The 16,951-nt window shown below is 36.1% G+C and carries 13 protein-coding genes and 1 other annotated feature; all 13 genes read left to right on the top strand.

Features of this window, described 5'->3' with window-relative positions; translation table 11 throughout:
• Positions 1–114: 114 nt before the first annotated feature.
• The 13 genes from IGJ63_RS09420 to IGJ63_RS09360 all read left to right on the top strand — a co-directional run bounded on the left by IGJ63_RS09420 (position 115) and on the right by IGJ63_RS09360 (position 16,943).
• A complete protein-coding gene (locus tag IGJ63_RS09420; RefSeq protein WP_438746350.1) occupies positions 115–4,419 on the top strand; it encodes a bacterial Ig-like domain-containing protein in 4,305 nt (1,434 codons plus the stop codon).
• Between the two features lie 198 nt (positions 4,420–4,617).
• On the top strand, positions 4,618–5,319 hold the full coding sequence (locus tag IGJ63_RS09415; RefSeq protein ID WP_002356634.1) for a bacterial Ig-like domain-containing protein: 702 nt from the start codon (positions 4,618–4,620) through the stop codon (positions 5,317–5,319).
• Complete coding sequence (locus IGJ63_RS09410) at positions 5,320–6,756, top strand: helix-turn-helix domain-containing protein (RefSeq protein ID WP_002380625.1); 1,437 nt, start codon at positions 5,320–5,322, stop codon at positions 6,754–6,756. It abuts the gene before it with no gap.
• Between the two features lie 243 nt (positions 6,757–6,999).
• Complete coding sequence (locus tag IGJ63_RS09405; protein ID WP_438746347.1) at positions 7,000–8,187, top strand: FtsW/RodA/SpoVE family cell cycle protein; 1,188 nt, start codon at positions 7,000–7,002, stop codon at positions 8,185–8,187.
• Positions 8,188–8,211: 24 nt separating this feature from the next.
• Positions 8,212–8,571 carry an arsenate reductase family protein gene (locus IGJ63_RS09400; RefSeq protein ID WP_002359675.1) on the top strand — a complete coding sequence of 120 codons (360 nt, stop codon included), beginning with the start codon at positions 8,212–8,214 and terminating at the stop codon, positions 8,569–8,571.
• Positions 8,572–8,576: 5 nt separating this feature from the next.
• Positions 8,577–8,891: a glycine cleavage system protein H gene (locus tag IGJ63_RS09395; RefSeq protein WP_011109554.1), complete on the top strand. Its 315-nt coding sequence runs from the start codon at positions 8,577–8,579 to the stop codon at positions 8,889–8,891.
• Between the two features lie 53 nt (positions 8,892–8,944).
• Positions 8,945–9,192: a binding site (T-box leader), on the top strand.
• Between the two features lie 113 nt (positions 9,193–9,305).
• Complete coding sequence (locus tag IGJ63_RS09390) at positions 9,306–10,343, top strand: methionine ABC transporter ATP-binding protein (protein WP_002356639.1); 1,038 nt, start codon at positions 9,306–9,308, stop codon at positions 10,341–10,343.
• Positions 10,336–11,022, top strand: coding sequence for a methionine ABC transporter permease (locus tag IGJ63_RS09385; RefSeq protein ID WP_002356640.1), 687 nt, complete (start codon positions 10,336–10,338; stop codon positions 11,020–11,022). Before IGJ63_RS09390 ends, IGJ63_RS09385 begins: the two co-directional genes overlap by 8 nt.
• A 14-nt stretch (positions 11,023–11,036) precedes the next feature.
• Positions 11,037–11,855 (top strand): MetQ/NlpA family ABC transporter substrate-binding protein, encoded by an 819-nt coding sequence (locus IGJ63_RS09380; protein ID WP_010823063.1) that lies wholly within the window; start codon positions 11,037–11,039, stop codon positions 11,853–11,855.
• 347 nt (positions 11,856–12,202) lie between these two features.
• Positions 12,203–13,018 (top strand): isoprenyl transferase, encoded by an 816-nt coding sequence (locus IGJ63_RS09375; protein ID WP_002356646.1) that lies wholly within the window; start codon positions 12,203–12,205, stop codon positions 13,016–13,018.
• Positions 13,015–13,815 carry a phosphatidate cytidylyltransferase gene (locus IGJ63_RS09370; RefSeq protein WP_002359680.1) on the top strand — a complete coding sequence of 267 codons (801 nt, stop codon included), beginning with the start codon at positions 13,015–13,017 and terminating at the stop codon, positions 13,813–13,815. Before IGJ63_RS09375 ends, IGJ63_RS09370 begins: the two co-directional genes overlap by 4 nt.
• Before the next feature lie 473 nt (positions 13,816–14,288).
• Positions 14,289–15,458, top strand: a complete 1,170-nt coding sequence (locus IGJ63_RS09365; protein WP_010710630.1) for a CDP-glycerol glycerophosphotransferase family protein — start codon at positions 14,289–14,291, stop codon at positions 15,456–15,458.
• A gap of 18 nt (positions 15,459–15,476) precedes the next feature.
• Positions 15,477–16,943, top strand: a complete 1,467-nt coding sequence (locus tag IGJ63_RS09360) for a glycosyltransferase family A protein (protein WP_010777853.1) — start codon at positions 15,477–15,479, stop codon at positions 16,941–16,943.
• The last annotated feature ends 8 nt before the right edge of the window (positions 16,944–16,951 follow it).

Here is a 16,951-nt window from a genome sequence, read left to right as displayed (position 1 = left end):
GTTTTTTTATGAAAAGATGTTTTTTTTTTCGAAGATTCAAAAAAAATTAATCAATTGTTTCATTTTTAACAAGCTATTATTAGGTTATATGAATTTTATTGAAAGGGGATTAGTATGAAGAAAAAAACTTTTTCTTTTGTGATGTTGAGTATACTTCTCGCACAAAATTTCGGGTTTGCCGCAAATGCCTATGCTGTAACAACGACAGAAGCACAAACAGAGACCACTGATACAGCAAAAAAAGAGGCAGAGTTATCGAACTCAACACCATCTTTACCTTTAGCAACAACGACTACTTCAGAAATGAATCAACCAACTGCAACAACTGAATCGCAAACCACAGAGGCGAGCACAACAGCTTCCAGTGATGCTGCTACACCATCTGAACAACAAACAACGGAGGACAAGGACACCTCACTTAATGAAAAAGCCCTACCAGATGTTCAAGCGCCAATTACAGATGAACTACTTGACAGTATGAGTCTTGCGCCGATTGGTGGAACAGAATACAGCCAAACAGAGGTTCACCGCGAATTAAATACAACACCGGTAACCGCTACGTTCCAATTTGCTGTTGGAAACACAGGTTATGCACCTGGATCAGTTTATACAGTTCAATTACCAGAACATTTAGGTTATTCAACTGTCAGCGGAGAAGTGACAGGCATTGGCGCAACTTGGGCAGTCGATGCGGCGACCAAAACATTAAGTATTACGTTTAATCAACGAGTTTCAGATACTTCCTTTAAAGTAGAACTAAAAAGTTATCTAACAACACAGGCGGAACCATTAGTCAAAATTGAAACTCCAGGAAAAAATAAAAAAACCTACTCGTTTGATTTATATGAACAAGTGGAACCAATTCAATATAACGAACGAACCAGAACGACGGGGTTAGATGGCGAAATTTTTTATAATTTAGACCGGACATTAACTGGCAATCAAACATTAGAATTATTAACAACAGAGACGCCAGGCGCTGTCTTTGGAAAACAAGATAACTTGGAACCTCAAGTTTTCAGTTACGATGTCGATATTAGTGGTCAAATTTTACCAGAAACGCAAACCTTGTTAACACCTGGCAAAGATTATACATTAAGCGATAATTCACTCGGGCGGATTGCTGTAACTGTTCCAAACATGAATCAACAAAAAGCCTATTCCTTATCGATTAATCGGACAATTTATTTAGAGAGTGCTTCGGACTATAACTACTTATATTCGCAGCAGTATCCAACAACAAAAATTGGGTCAATTTCTTTGAAAAGTACGACAGGAACTAAACAAACAACCGATTTTACTGCTAAGACGAGTCAAACAAGTAAAGTAATTGCTGATCGTGAAATGCGTAGTATGTCCTATATCAGTTTTCAAAGCAAAGGGAAATATTATGTAACAATTTATGGCACATTAACAGAAACAAAAGTGGGTCAACAAATCGTATTAGAGAGTACAAATGGTCAAGAAATTAAGAATCCTAAATTTACGGCGTATGGTCCTTTATATGAAAATGTAAAATTGGAAGACTATTTTGATATTAAAACTGAAGGTGGCAAGCTTACCTTAACGGCCACAAAAGATAGCTATTTAAGAATAAATATTTCTGATTTAACAATGGATTTTGACAAGAAGGACATTAATCTATCATTAAGTACACCTGTAATTGGTCCCAATAAAGCCATTCAATTAGTATCCGATCAATATATTGAACCAATTAGTGTTGTTAATCCTTTGAATGCTGAAACTGCTTGGGGTAATTATGATCAAAATGGTGCCTATTCATCAAGAACAACTGTCTCAGTTATGGGAAGCAAAGAGACACCGATTCAAAATTTAGAAATTAAAGTAAAGCATCCTAATTATCTTTCATTACGAGCTACAAAAGAAATTTATTTTTATTACAAGTTAGGAACGGATTATACAGTAACGCCAACGTCAGATGGTTCAGTTATTAAGTTCACTACGCCAATAACCAACGAAATCCAAATTCCAATTGGTTTTAATTATGTGCCCGATAGTTTGCCAAAAGATAAAAGTATCCCAGTCGATACGATACCGATAACAATGAGTGCTGAAGGTTTAACTCCAGTTGATACGACAGTAACTACTAATAGCAAGCGTGGTTCTGAACGAACACTTCAAAGTAGTAAAAATCAATTCCTTGTCAATGCACGAAATGATTCTTTTGACTCACTAAGCGTCCGTACAAAAATTCCAGCTGGCGCCGATGTTCTTTTTGACATTTATGATGTTTCAAACGATCAGGTAGATTCAATTTATCCACAATACTGGGATCGTGGCTATTATTTTGATAAACCAATGTCACCAGACAGTCCTGGATACCCAACGATTACTTTTGACGAAAATACCAATAGTTACACGTTTGATTTTGGAAAAACCAACAAACGTTACATTATTGAGTATAAAAATGCCAATGGCTGGATCGACGTGCCAACTCTTTATATAACAGGGACAGCTAAAGAACCACAATCGAATAATAATGAAGGGTCTGCTTCGGTTTCTGTTCAAAATGAAGCGTTAGACATTTTGAGTGCAACACAAGCGGCGAATCCAACATTAAAAAATGTAACAAAAACGACAGTAACAACAAAAAATATTGATAATAAAACACATCGTGTGAAAAATCCAACGATTGAATTAACACCAAAAGGCACAACCAATGCTCAAATCGATTTGAATTCTATTACCGTGAAAGGCGTGCCAGAAGATGCTTATTCATTAGAGAAGACTACAAACGGTGCGAAAATTATTTTTAAAGACTATACATTGACAGAAAACATTACGATTGAATACAATACTGTCTCTGCAAACGCTGGCCAAATCTATACAGAAACAACAATCGACTCTGAAACATTGAACCAGATGTCTGCTAGCAAGAAAAAAGTCACCACTGCACCAATCACATTGAAATTCTCAGAAGGCGATGCGGAAGGCATTGTTTATTTAGCAACTGCCACATTCTATACGCATAACATAGAGGATGAAAACCAAGCAATTGCGAAGGTTTCTTTTGAACTAATTGATAATGTCACGCATACAGCAACCGAATTTACAACAGATGAAAAAGGTCAATACTCCTTTGATGCCATCATGACAGGTGATTATACTTTGCGAGTAACGAATGTACCGCAGGAATATTCCGTGGATGAAGAGTATTTGACAGGAAAAGCCATTAAGCTGGTCAAAGGAGACAATCAACTAAAAATTCCATTAACTAAAACAATTGATCACAGTCGCTTACAAGTCAAAGATACAACGATTTATGTCGGCGATTCATGGAAACCAGAAGAGAACTTTGTTTCAGCAACAGATAAAACAGGTCAAGATGTTCCCTTCGAAAAAATCACTGTTTCAGGTCAAGTTGATACTAGCAAAGCAGGCGTTTATCCAATCGTATACAGTTACGAAGGTAAAGAAGAAACAGCTAATGTGACCGTCAAAGCCGACCAGTCTAAGTTAGAGGTCAAAGATACAACGATTTATGTCGGCGATAAATGGAAACCTGAAGATAATTTCGTTTCAGCAACAGACAAAACAGGTCAAGATGTCCCGTTTGAAAAAATTGACGTTCAGGGAACAGTGAATGTCGATAAAATAGGCGATTATGAAATTGTCTATAAAAATGGCACAAAAGAAGCGAAAGCAATCGTTCATGTTCGTGATGACAGTCGCTTACAAGTCAAAGATACAACGATTTATGTCGGCGATTCATGGAAACCAGAAGAGAACTTTGTTTCAGCGACAGATAAAACTGGTCAAGACGTTCCCTTCGAAAAAATCACTGTTTCAGGTCAAGTTGATAACACCAAAGCAGGCGTTTATCCAATCGTATACAGTTACGAAGGTAAAGAAGAAACAGCCCATGTGACCGTCAAACCCGACCAATCTAAGTTAGAGGTCAAAGATTCAACGATTTATGTCGGCGATAAATGGAAACCTGAAGATAATTTCGTTTCAGCAACAGATCGTGACGGTCATGCTATATCCTTTGATAAGGTTCAAGTAAAAGGGGAAGTTGATACAAAGAAAACAGGAGAGTACCAGATTTCCTATACCACTGAGCCAGTTAATGAAACCAAACCAGCTGTGCAGTCACGACTTTTCTCAATGTTTTCAAACGAAACACCTCGTCAATTAACGACAGTAGCAACTGTTCATGTGATTGATCGTAATCCTACACCACTACCAGATAAAAATGAGAACAACCAGACTAGTTCTTCAACGAATCAAACCACGATAAAAAGTAGTCAGTATGTCACACACATTGTGAAACCTGACAAGCAAGGACGTTATCCCAAAACGGGAGAACAAACTAATGGTTTATATCGTGTGCTAGGACTTGTTGTGTTACTTATTGTGATTATTAGTGGTATAGTCATCAAGAAGAAACGAAAATAATTAAATGAGCGTGGGGCAAAAGTTTAAAGTAACTTTTGTTCCACGCTTAAAAGATGAATAAGTGCATGAATGAGGGTAGCTGTTTCCTTGGAAAATAGGAAGTTTTACAAGTGACTTTTATTTTAAGAACAGCTATTAGCAGGTTTTTCTGTTAAGATAGTTATTTTTATGAAATAGTTTGGAGGAATAATAAACGAGATGAACCAGCGAACTATTTATTATGGTAGTATCGGCACAGCCTTATTTCTTTCTTCAGGAATGTTGATTGCTTCAGTGAATAGCTATGCAAACGAAGCGACAACACCAGGCAAATACACCGTGACTTATGAAGTGGATGGCAAAATTGAAACAGCAACCATTACGGTCAAAGAAAATCAAACGGAACTTAAATTAAAAGACACGTTTTTAGGAGTTAATCAAGCATGGTCACCCTTAGACAATGTCGTTTTTCTAAAAGATAAAGAGGGTCGCCCTTTAAATTTAGAAAATGTAATTATAGAAAATAATGTAAATACTCAAAAAGTAGGCCTTTATTTTGTAACCTTCCGTTACGAGTCATACCTTTCTATTGCGAAGGTGTATGTCAACCCTACTAATTTTGCTGCAGAGGGGAATATGCTTGCAGAGCTTCCTTATAGTCAAGCAATGATTGGCCCAGAAAGACCAATTATTGCCTCGAGACAGGACAAGGAGCAACAAACAAAACAGGAGAAAAAGAAAAATAAAATTGAACAGGAACGAGTAAATAAAAAGGTGCTGTTAAATGATGAGTTGTTGAAAAAAATAGATACGATAGCCCCAGTGGAAATTACTGGAGGAGCGGCAAGTGGGTCCTCTCAATTTGGCACCACTTTAAGCTTCCTGTCAGGCTCACTTTTGTATGGAACAAGGAGAGTTTAAATGGAATTCTTGTTATTAGATGATCGGGAAAATTTAAAATTAGCGATTATTAGAAAGTTAGAGCAACAATATTCATTTTCTGAACGAAAAGATCGTTTATGTAAGCAATTAGCTATTTCTCCTTATTTGCTAGAACGGAACATAACAGAAATCAATGCAGATTTGCAACGCTTTGGTCTGATTAATGAGATGGAAATCAGTGAAAAAAATAATGAAATTTTGTTATCTCAAAGCCTTCGTATTTCTTCAAGTATTATTGAAGAATATTATTTAAAAGACTCGTTAGAATTTAATCTATTAAAAACGATTTTCTTTCATCAGTTTACCTCAATCAAAAAATACGGTGAAAAGCACGGGATGAGTCGAACGGTTGTATACAAAATTGTTGACCATATCCGGAAAGAATTAGGTCAATACGGTATTAAGTTATCCAAAAATTTACAACTTAGCGGCAATGAAATGGCGATTAGACAATATTTTACTATGCTTTATTACCGAATTTACAAAGATTCTGAAGAATTATATAATCAAACAGATCTTCGCGCAGTGAACCAATTATTGGCTCAATTGAAAGGCTCTTATGAAAATATCACTAATTTTCATTTATTTAAACATTATGTATTGGTGGCGTTAGAACGAACGCAAAGAAAAGCTAATTATTTTTTATCCCAAGAAGAAAATCCATTCGTTTTTGACGAAGAAAGTTCGATTTATCAAGAAATTCAATGTTGGATCAACGAAGTGATGAAGGCGACTCATGCAGAGAAAAACGCAGAAATTCAAGGGATTATCGGCAATTTATCGGTCTATCAAAGTGAACTTATTTCGGAACATTTGCTGAGTTCTCACAATGAGGCAATTACGGCTACGAAAACATTATTCTTTTCTTATATGCCGTTTACAATTTCGGACGAAGAATTTTATCAAGAAATTGTTCCGATTATTTATCAACATCGTTTTATTACGCCGTTCATCGATATCACCTTACGAATTATGGATTTAGAATTTTTTCAGGAACGCTACCCAATTGTTTTTAATAGCTGTCGTCAGTTTTTATTTGCGTTGGATTGCTCGGCGTTTGAGTTTAGTAAGCTTTCTTTATTTTTTGATTTGCTATTAGTGTTATCCCGTCTTTATGACCAAAGGAATGAAAAAAGCACGATCAATCTTTATGTGAATTTTACGCAAGGAGAAAAATATACTCAGTTTATCAAAGAACAAATCAAAATATTCGAATCTTTCAGCATTCACTTTCATTCAGCGATTCGACCAGATACTGATTTAGTAGTTTCGGATTATTTACCAAAAACGTTATTTTCAGTAAAATGTTTAATTTGGCTAGCGCCCCCGCGAGCCAGTGACTGGCAAAATTTTGGCAACGAAATTGTCCGAATTAATAAAGAGCTACAACAAACGAAACAAAGAAAAAGCGAATAAAAACAGTCGCAACGTGTTTTAGTTGCGACTGTTTTTTGTTACTGAATGTTTATAGTAAACTTTCTCATTATCACTGATGTAAAAAATTTTAAATAAAAGCCAAATAGGATTGAAGAAAAAGAAAAAATTGCTAGTGAAGGACCAATTCTCTAAAGTTTTTCTCAAATATAGTAGAATTCCTTTCTTTTCTTCTGTGAGAAAGATATAATAAAAAACGTATGAACAAAGGAAAAGGGATGACGAATGAATAGAAAAGAGAAAACAAATTTAGATAGTCGAATTGATTACGGCGTGATATTACCAGTTTTTCTTTTATCACTAATTGGTATGCTATCGCTTTACGTAGCGCTTTACAATGATCCAAGCAAACCTAAAATTGGTAGCTTGTTAATGAAACAAGGACTGTGGTATTTAGTAGGAGGATTAAGTATTGTCATTATTATGCATTTTAGCTCAAAATTACTCTGGCGGTTAACGCCCGTTTTTTATGCACTTGGATTAGTATTAATGGGATTACTACTGAAATTCTATGACCCCGTGCTAGCAGAGCAAACAGGTTCTAAAAACTGGATTCGCTTTGGTGGCACCACATTCCAACCATCGGAATTGATGAAGATTGCGTTTATTTTGATGTTGGCCTATATAGTGACCATGCATAATGTTAAATATGTGGACCGAACACTCAAAAGCGACTTTTGGCTAATCGCTAAAATGCTATTAGTGGCGATTCCGGTAATTGTTTTAGTACTTTTACAAAAAGACTTCGGGACGATGTTAGTTTTCTTAGCCATTTTTGGGGGAGTTTTCTTAATGTCTGGCATTACTTGGAAAATTATTGTGCCAGTTTTTATTTTAGCTGCTCTAGTGGGGGCAGGAACTATTTACTTGATTACAACAGAAACAGGTAGAGATTTATTGTCTAAGTTAGGGGTCGAAGCCTATAAATTTGATCGGATTGATTTATGGCTAAATCCTTTCCATACAGATCCAGATCGCTCATTCCAACCAGCGCTAGCATTAACAGCAATTGGTTCTGGGGACCTTTTCGGAAAAGGCTTTAACGTGAGTGATGTGTATGTCCCTGTTCGTGAGTCAGATATGATTTTTACAGTTGTTGGTGAAAACTTTGGCTTTATTGGTGGCTGTTTCATTATTTTGTTGTATTTTATTTTAATCTACCGCATGATTCGCGTTTGTTTTGATACAAATAATGAATTCTATGCCTACATTGCCACAGGAATTATCATGATGATTTTGTTCCATGTTTTTGAAAACATTGGAGCGAATATTGGTTTACTACCATTAACTGGGATTCCATTACCGTTTATTAGTCAAGGTGGTTCTTCCATTTTAGGTAACATGATTGGGGTGGGCTTAATTATGTCCATGCGTTACCAACAAGAAACGGTTCGTACCAGAAGTGGTCGTTAAAGAAAGAAGAAAGAAGGGGTAGAAATGTACACACTTTATGAATATCCTAAATGCTCAACTTGTAAAAAAGCGAAAGCGTGGTTAGACCAACAAGGCGTTAAATACCAAGCAATTGATATTAAAGCAACACCGCCTAGTAGTGAACAATTAGCAAAATGGATGAAAGAGACCGGCTTGCCTGTTCGTCGTTTTTTTAACACAAGCGGGGTTTTATATAGAGAACAAGGCTTAAAAGATCTTGTTGACAGTTTTTCTATTGAAGAAGCAAGTCAGCGTTTAGCTGCGGATGGCATGTTGATTAAGCGTCCAATTCTCTTAAAAGACAATACATTTCTAACGAATGGTTTTAAAGAAGCAGATTACGAAGGAGTGCTTGGAAAATGAGTGAAATGAAACAAATCGATCAATTATGGATCTTACCAACAGAAGCAGGTTATAAAATTGGTTTAACCGCCGAAGCCCAAGAGGATTTAGGGAAGATTACTTTTGCGACATTTCCCAAAGTCGGACAAACATTAGCTAAAGGTGATTCTTTAATTGAATTAGAAGCAGAAAAAGCAGTCAGTGAATTCAGTAGTCCATTATCTGGTAAGGTAGTTGCGATTAATGAAGCGGCTGATCAAGAGCCAAGTGCATTAGATGAAGAAAATGCCTGGATTGCTGTTTTAGCAGATGTTGAACCAACAGAATTTGAAAATCTTTAGTCTTACGTTGACAAGGCCAATGATTATTGCTATAATTTTCTCAATCTAATCAAAAGAAAGCTTTGAAAAGAAGAGTACATGTTAAGGACGTTTGAAGAGAGCCCTGTTTGCTGAGAATGGGTAACAGATTTAAGATGGAAGATGGTCTTTGAGCAGAGTAAGTGAGCGAAGCAGTGAACTTACTACGGGGCGCCCGTTACAGCCAACGGTATGCGAAGAATCAAGTACCGTATGAGGTTATTATTGAGAAATAATAGCGAATTAAGGTGGTATCACGAAATGACAAACTTTCGTCCTTTTTGCTGTAATAGCAAAAGGATGGAAGTTTTTTTGTTTTTATTAAGCAAATTCGTTTCATAAAAAGTGCGAAACCTTCAAAATAAGAAAGTAGAACAGAAAGAAGAGGAGAACAAAATGGCATTAATTGAATTACGTCATGTAAAAAAAGAGTTTTCCGGTAAAGCGGGTAAAGTCACGGCTTTAAAAGATATTGATTTAACAGTTGAATCAGGTGATATTTATGGCATTATTGGCTATTCAGGTGCAGGAAAAAGTACGTTGGTTCGCCTATTGAATGGACTTGAAACACCTACAGAAGGTGAAGTAGAAATTCAAGGACAAGATATTGCATTGTTGCCAAATAAAGAACTACGAAACTTCCGTAAAAAAATTGGGATGATCTTTCAACATTTTAATTTATTATGGTCACGGACGGTCCTAGAAAATATCATGCTCCCATTGGAAATTGCTGGCGTTCCAAAACAAAATCGGAAAAGCCGCGCAGAAGAGTTAATCAAGTTGGTTGGTTTAGAAGGACGGGAAACCGCCTACCCAAGTCAACTCTCTGGTGGGCAAAAGCAACGAGTGGGGATTGCCCGTGCCTTAGCTAACAATCCTGACATTTTGCTTTGTGATGAAGCAACGAGTGCTTTGGATCCGCAGACAACTGATGAAGTGCTAGAATTACTACTAAAAATCAACCAAGAATTAAATTTAACGGTTGTATTAATTACCCACGAAATGCACGTGATTCGTAAAATTTGTAATCGCGTAGCTGTGATGGAATATGGTGAAATTGTTGAAGAAGGTAAAGTGATCGATATTTTCAAAAAGCCTCAAACAGAAATTGCGAAACGCTTTATCCAACAAGAAGCGGATAAAAACATTGAAGAAACGGAACTGGTTGTTGAAGAAATGTTGGAACAATATCCGAATGGAAAAATTGTTCGCCTGCTTTTCCACGGTGAACAAGCGAAATTGCCAATTATCTCGCATATTGTCCAAGAATATCAAGTAGAAGTTAGTATTATTCAAGGGAACATTCAGCAAACAAAGCAGGGTGCAGTGGGTTCTCTTTATATTCAATTATTAGGCGAAGAGCAAAATATTCTAGCAGCCATTGAAGGATTACGTAAACTTCGTGTAGAAACAGAGGTGATTGGAAATGAATAATCGTGGCTTAGCAAGTTTCTTTGATTTTTCCCAAATTGATATAAGTAAACTACAAGAAAAAACGATTGAAACACTTTATATGACAGGGATTTCAATCATAGTGGTCGCCATTTTAGGGCTGATTTTAGGACTACTACTTTTTGAAACGTCAGGCAGAAAAGGGATTTTGAGCCGATTACTGTATTGGCTAGTGGCCATTTTTGTAAATATTTTCCGTTCGATTCCGTTTATTATCTTAATCGTTCTGTTAATTCCTTTTACAAAAATTATTTTAGGGAGTATGTCTGGTGTCAAAGGTTCCTTACCAGCATTGATTATTTCCGCAGCACCTTTTTATGCTCGCATGGTCGAAATTGCTTTTCGTGAAGTCGATAAAGGCGTGATTGAAGCAGCCAAAGCAATGGGGGCCAATCGTTTCCAAATAATTTGGAAAGTGCTATTACCAGAAAGTCTGCCAGCACTTGTTTCTGGCTTAACCGTTACAACCATTTCTTTAGTGGGCTACACTGCAATGGCGGCTGCTATTGGAGCGGGCGGTTTAGGAAGTTTGGCGTATCAAGATGGCTTCCAACGTGGTCAAAATACAGTTACCTTAGTAGCAACGATTTGTATCTTAATTATTGTCTTTGCGATTCAATGGCTTGGGGATACAGTCGCTAAAAAAATAGATAAACGATAAATGGAGGGAATAAGATGAAAAAACGTACATTATGGTCAGTAATTACTGTAGCAGTAGCTGTCTTAATTTTAGGGGCTTGCGGCAATAAAAAGAGTGATGACTCGGTCTTGAAAGTTGGGGCTTCACCGGTTCCACATGCAGAGATTTTAGAACATGTAAAACCTTTATTAGAAAAAGAAGGCGTAAAACTAGAAGTGACGACTTATACAGATTACGTGCTACCTAACAAGGCGTTGGAAAGTGGCGATATCGATGCCAACTATTTCCAACATGTGCCGTTCTTTAATGAAGCGGTTAAAGAAAATGATTATGACTTTGCGAATGCAGGTGCGATTCATTTAGAACCAGTTGGGCTTTACTCGAAAAAATACAAATCGTTACAAGAAATTCCTGATGGTTCAACGATTTACGTTAGCTCTTCTGTTTCAGATTGGCCACGTGTTTTAACGATTTTAGAAGATGCTGGTTTAATCACGCTGAAAGAAGGGGTAGACCGGACAACTGCTACTTTCGATGATATTGATAAAAATACTAAAAAGTTGAAATTCAATCATGAAAGTGATCCAGCAATCATGACCACTCTTTATGACAATGAAGAAGGGGCTGCGGTTTTAATTAACTCAAACTTTGCCGTGGATCAAGGATTAAATCCGAAAAAAGATGCGATTGCCTTAGAAAAAGAAAGTTCACCTTATGCCAATATTATTGCGGTTCGTAAAGAAGACGAAAACAACGAAAATGTAAAAAAATTAGTCAAAGTGTTACGTAGCAAAGAAGTCCAAGATTGGATTACGAAAAAATGGAACGGTGCCATTGTTCCAGTCAATGAATAAAAAGAAAAAGACAATAGAATAAAAACTTGAGGTCGGGACAGGCGTGTTAAGCTTCAAGAAATAAGAAGAAAGTTCTGAAAGATGCTTTTTGTCTCTCAAGGACGTTCAGCTTATTTCCGAAGAAGCTGCTCCTGTCCCGTTGTTTATCTAAAATTTTAGGGCTAGGCAGATACATCATGTTGATTTACTTGCCAAGTCTAAGTTTTTTTCTTTTAAAAAAGGACCATAAATGATAAAGTTACAAGGAATTTCTTAATTATCAGGAAAATTCAGGGACTATGCATAGGCATTTGCATTAGTTATTGTTATAATAATTAAGATAGATTTTTTGGAATGGAGGGAAAAAGATGTTACGTTTTTTTCCGCAAAAAAATAAATATGTAGAAGAAGCAAGCCAGTACGCCTTTGATAAAGAAGGCCAAATTCCGCAGCACATTGCCATTATTATGGACGGAAATGGCCGGTGGGCACAGAATCGAAGACTGCCGAGAATTGCTGGACATAAAGAAGGCATGGATACGGTTAAAAAAATAACGAAGCATGCTAGTCATTTAGGCGTTAAAGTTTTAACACTTTATGCATTTTCAACGGAAAATTGGAAGAGACCAACAGATGAAGTCAATTTCTTAATGCAATTGCCTGTTGATTTTTTTGATACATTCGTGCCTGAATTAATTAAGGAAAATGTTAAAGTCAATGTAATGGGCTACCAAGAGTTTCTACCAAGCCATACGCAAGATGCTGTTAAGCGCGCCATTGAGCAAACCAAGGACAATACGGGCATGGTTTTGAACTTTGCTTTAAATTATGGGGCGCGTGCGGAGCTACTAACTGCCATGAAACAGATTGCTGCAGAGGTTTCAGAAAAAACATATACGGCAGATGAGATTACAGAAGAAACGATCGCAGATCACTTAATGACTGGCTTTTTACCCACGGAACTTCGTGATCCAGAATTGTTGATTCGAACAAGTGGGGAAGAGAGAATTAGTAATTTCTTGCTATGGCAAATTGCTTATAGCGAGTTGTTTTTTACAAAAGCATTATGGCCTGATTTTTCAGGAGACACTTTAGAAACCGCGATTGCTTCTTTCCAAAATCGTAATCGTCGTTTTGGTGGTCTAAAAGAAACTACAGAAACAGAAGGGAGCGATCCGCAGTGAGACAACGTGTCATCACAGCTATCGTCGCATTAATCATCTTTATTCCAATTATCTGGTATGGTGGTTTTGCAATTGAGATTGCCGCTGTTGCTTTGGCAGTAGTCGGCGTGTACGAGTTATTCCGTATGAAAGGATTAACGTTATTAAGTTTTGAAGGTGTTTTATCAGCATTAGGGGCCGTTTTTTTAGTTATCCCGACAATTAAATGGTTAAACTTTTTGCCGGAAATGCAAACAAATTTCATTTTATTTTATGTCACTGTAATGTTGTTGTTAGGTGCTTCGGTAATTTCTAAAAATACATATACGATTGAAGAAGCTGGCTTTCCAGTTATTGTCAGTTTATATGTAGGGATGGGGTTCCAGAACTTTATTAGTGCCCGTTCCGCAGGTTTTGAAGTCTTGTTATTTGCTTTATTCATTGTCTGGGCAACGGATATTGGTGCATATCTATTTGGACGCCGATTTGGTCGTCATAAATTGATGCCAGATGTTTCACCCAACAAGACAATAGAAGGTGCACTTGGTGGTATTTTATCAGCCGTCGTTGTAGCAGCGTTGTTTTTAGTTTTCACAGCTAATAAAGGGCTATTTCCTTATCCAATGCCGGTGATGCTTGTATTGACGGTTCTATTTTCTATAGTAGGGCAATTCGGTGATTTGGTTGAATCTTCTATCAAACGTCATTATGGCGTGAAAGACTCTGGTAACATCTTGCCAGGTCATGGTGGTATTTTAGATCGTTTTGATAGTTTATTATTTGTTTTCCCAATTATGCACTTATGTGGATTATTTTAAATTGATTAACAAAATTTAAAAAAAGTATCGTTAAATAAGCAAAAATCCAGAAGAGAGACTCTTCTGGATTTTTGCTGTTTATTGGGTTAGTTTAGGTACCTTGTGAGTTATTTAATTTATAAGAGTAATTGTATAAAGGCGGCTAAAGTTTCTAAAAATTAAATAGGTGATCGGATGTTAAATATCTGAACATTCAGAGGGAAAGTCGATTGTTAAAAATTAAATTATAACAATCGAATAACACTGGAATGTTTATTTCAATAAAGCCATTGACGTTTAGCATAGATAAATTTATACTTAAAAGAAGAAAAGCAAAATAATGTATTTTACATGCTTGTTCAATCGTGGTGAGAGTTATTCATAAATTTAAGCAAGTAAAGAGAAGAGAATTTAGAGATTTGTGAACGCGTTCTTCATACAAAATTATAGATTAGGATTATATTTTTGATAATCTAATGTAAAGGATTAATTCAATGAAAAAATTTTTAGAGAATAGTATGCACCAAGCCGTAAAAGCTTGTTTTTTCTTTTTAGGTAAACTACCTAAAAAGAAGTTATTTATTTTTGAAAGTTTTCATGGAAGACAGTATAGTGATAATCCACGTGCAATTTTTGAGTACATAAGAGATAACTGTCCTGAATATCAATGTATTTGGGCAGTCAAAAAAGGATATGAGATGCCTTTTGTGGAAGAGAATGTTCCTTTCGTCAAACGATTAAGTTGGAGATGGCTATGGTTGATGCCAAGAGCTCAGTATTGGGTTTTTAACACGCGGATGCCAGCTTGGATGTATAAGAATCAAACAACAATCTATATACAGACGTGGCATGGGACCCCTCTAAAGAAACTGGGCTTAGATATTGAAACAGTCAAAATGCCAGAGCATGAAACAGAGAGCTATAAACTAGAAGTTATTCAAGAAGCAAAGCGTTGGGATTATCTCATCTCACCTAATGCATACAGTACTAGAGTGTTTCGACAGGCCTTTCATTATGAAGGGAAAATATTAGAAGTAGGATATCCGAGAAATGATTTGTTAGTTTGTGAAAATAAGGACAAAATAGCTTTTTCTGTTCGCAATCAGTTAGGCCTTTCAGCCAATCAAAAAATTATTCTTTATGCCCCCACGTGGCGCGATGATGAGTCTATCCGAAAAGGAGCCTATCGTTTTACCAATCATTTGCCAGTTGAACAACTTTTAGAAATTGATTCTTCTATTGTAATACTTACACGATTACATTATTTAATTGCAGAAAGTTTTGATATAAGTGCATTTGGTTCACGTGTAATCGATGTTTCTTCTTATCCAGATATCAATCAACTTTATTTAATCGCTGACTTATTAATTACAGATTATTCATCGGTTATGTTTGATTTTGCATTAACAAAAAAACCGATGCTATTTTTTATGTATGATAAGGAAAAGTATCAAAATAGTACAAGGGGATTCTATTTTGACCCAACAGCAATTTTGCCTGGGAAAATTGTGACAGATACGGATAGCCTAGTAACGTCTGTAAAAAACGTATTGTTTTCTAAAACGGAACAGGAACAACGTTTATATGTGCAGTTTTTTCGTGAATTTTGCCTTGAAAATCAGGATGCCACTAGACAGCTGATTTCAGAAATTTTAAAGAGATAAAAAGCCGGAGGGTGTAGGTTGGAAAAACAAAAAGAAGTCCAAAAAGAATATGAAGAGTATCAATATATGTTAGATAATGAAACGTGGAAAAAGGAGTTAAGTCAATTTAAGCTGTTTTCTTCAGAAAAAATATCAAAAAATCCTAAAGTCTCAATCATTATTGCTAATTACAATAATGCACCATATCTTAAAAAGATGATGGATTCTCTTGTTCAACAAACCATTGGGATTGAGCAATTGCAAGTGATGTTTATTGATGATTGTTCCACAGATCATTCGTTAAAAGTAATAGAGCCATATCTTGAAAGATATCCGAATATTGAAATTTATCAGCTACTTGAAAACACTGGAGGCGCTCACGGCCCAAGAAACGTAGGGATTGTAAATGCACGTGGTGAGTATAGTGTCTTCTTAGATGCAGATGATTGGTATGATTTAAATGCATTGAAATATTTATCAGACCTACTAGATGACTCTCACGATGATTTTGCTGTTTCTGGTCTAATACAGAGTACGGATGGCCACTTAATGTTAAAAAGTAAGCCATATTATGTGGATGGGTCATTTAAAAATCGGTCTATCCAAGAATTGCCAGCTGAATTTTATGGTTGGTTAGGACCGCAAGCTATCATGTTAAGAACTTCACTGATACACAATAATAATTTACACTTTGTTAATCAACGGGTGGCTGATGATGTGCTGTTCTTTTATGAAGCCATGCGATTTTCAAAAACCATTACACAAGGGGAAAGGTTAACGACTTATTTAAATCGAGATGCAGATAATGAAAGTTTAAGCAAATCAATTAATCGGACATTTATGCTTTCTTGGTTGCGTGCGTTAAGTTATATCAATCAACAGTTTCCAGATGATTTGTCTAAAGAACGGATGTTAGCACGCCGTTTAGAATGGCTAATTTATGACTTTTGTATTCGGAGGGATACTGGGTATCCATTCAGTAAAAAGCGATTACAAGACTTTAAAGTACAGATGGATCAGTATTTAGGCGAATTAAATTTTGATCCTAGCCCGTATTTTAGAAGTGATGTGCGCCAAATCATTTGGACATTTTTACAAACTAACGATATTGATGGTTTGTATTGGTTTATTCAATGTCAGTCCATTCGTTGGGTGTTAGTCAATCGCTTTGGTTATGTTTCAAAAACAGAGAGAAGTTATTATTATCCCAGATTATTGAAACGATTCCCAGCAGTTCGCATGAATGCTTATGCAGAAGCAACGCAACGTGAAGGCAATATGCTTTCTTTAAATGTGTATACACACCAAAAAATTACAGGATTTGAAATAAAAGAGCTGAAAAATCCTTTTGAAACAAGACAGAGGCTGGCGTTTAAAAAAATTAGTGAAACTAGTTATCAGGTAGAGTTGCCAGAAAAATTTTCAAATAAAGAAAGTAGATTTACGATAGTTTTTGATAATTATTTAGAAATTGGGGTTAAAGATTTTAGTAAGTTTTTTGCTTAAATTTTGTC

This window comes from Enterococcus sp. DIV1375a (genome assembly GCF_051712205.1).
In the GTDB taxonomy this organism is placed as follows: domain Bacteria; phylum Bacillota; class Bacilli; order Lactobacillales; family Enterococcaceae; genus Enterococcus; species Enterococcus faecalis.
This window is presented reverse-complemented; position numbering and strand designations above follow the sequence as displayed.

Excerpts from the sequence above, each read along its gene's own strand:
- IGJ63_RS09420 (WP_438746350.1), top strand. The coding sequence starts at position 115 with ATGAAGAAAAAAACTTTTTCTTTTGTGATGTTGAGTATACTTCTCGCA.
- IGJ63_RS09415 (WP_002356634.1), top strand. The coding sequence starts at position 4,618 with ATGAACCAGCGAACTATTTATTATGGTAGTATCGGCACAGCCTTATTT.
- IGJ63_RS09410 (WP_002380625.1), top strand. The coding sequence starts at position 5,320 with ATGGAATTCTTGTTATTAGATGATCGGGAAAATTTAAAATTAGCGATT.
- IGJ63_RS09405 (WP_438746347.1), top strand. The coding sequence starts at position 7,000 with ATGAATAGAAAAGAGAAAACAAATTTAGATAGTCGAATTGATTACGGC.
- IGJ63_RS09400 (WP_002359675.1), top strand. The coding sequence starts at position 8,212 with ATGTACACACTTTATGAATATCCTAAATGCTCAACTTGTAAAAAAGCG.
- IGJ63_RS09395 (WP_011109554.1), top strand. The coding sequence starts at position 8,577 with ATGAAACAAATCGATCAATTATGGATCTTACCAACAGAAGCAGGTTAT.
- IGJ63_RS09390 (WP_002356639.1), top strand. The coding sequence starts at position 9,306 with ATGGCATTAATTGAATTACGTCATGTAAAAAAAGAGTTTTCCGGTAAA.
- IGJ63_RS09385 (WP_002356640.1), top strand. The coding sequence starts at position 10,336 with ATGAATAATCGTGGCTTAGCAAGTTTCTTTGATTTTTCCCAAATTGAT.
- IGJ63_RS09380 (WP_010823063.1), top strand. The coding sequence starts at position 11,037 with ATGAAAAAACGTACATTATGGTCAGTAATTACTGTAGCAGTAGCTGTC.
- IGJ63_RS09375 (WP_002356646.1), top strand. The coding sequence starts at position 12,203 with ATGTTACGTTTTTTTCCGCAAAAAAATAAATATGTAGAAGAAGCAAGC.
- IGJ63_RS09365 (WP_010710630.1), top strand. The coding sequence starts at position 14,289 with ATGAAAAAATTTTTAGAGAATAGTATGCACCAAGCCGTAAAAGCTTGT.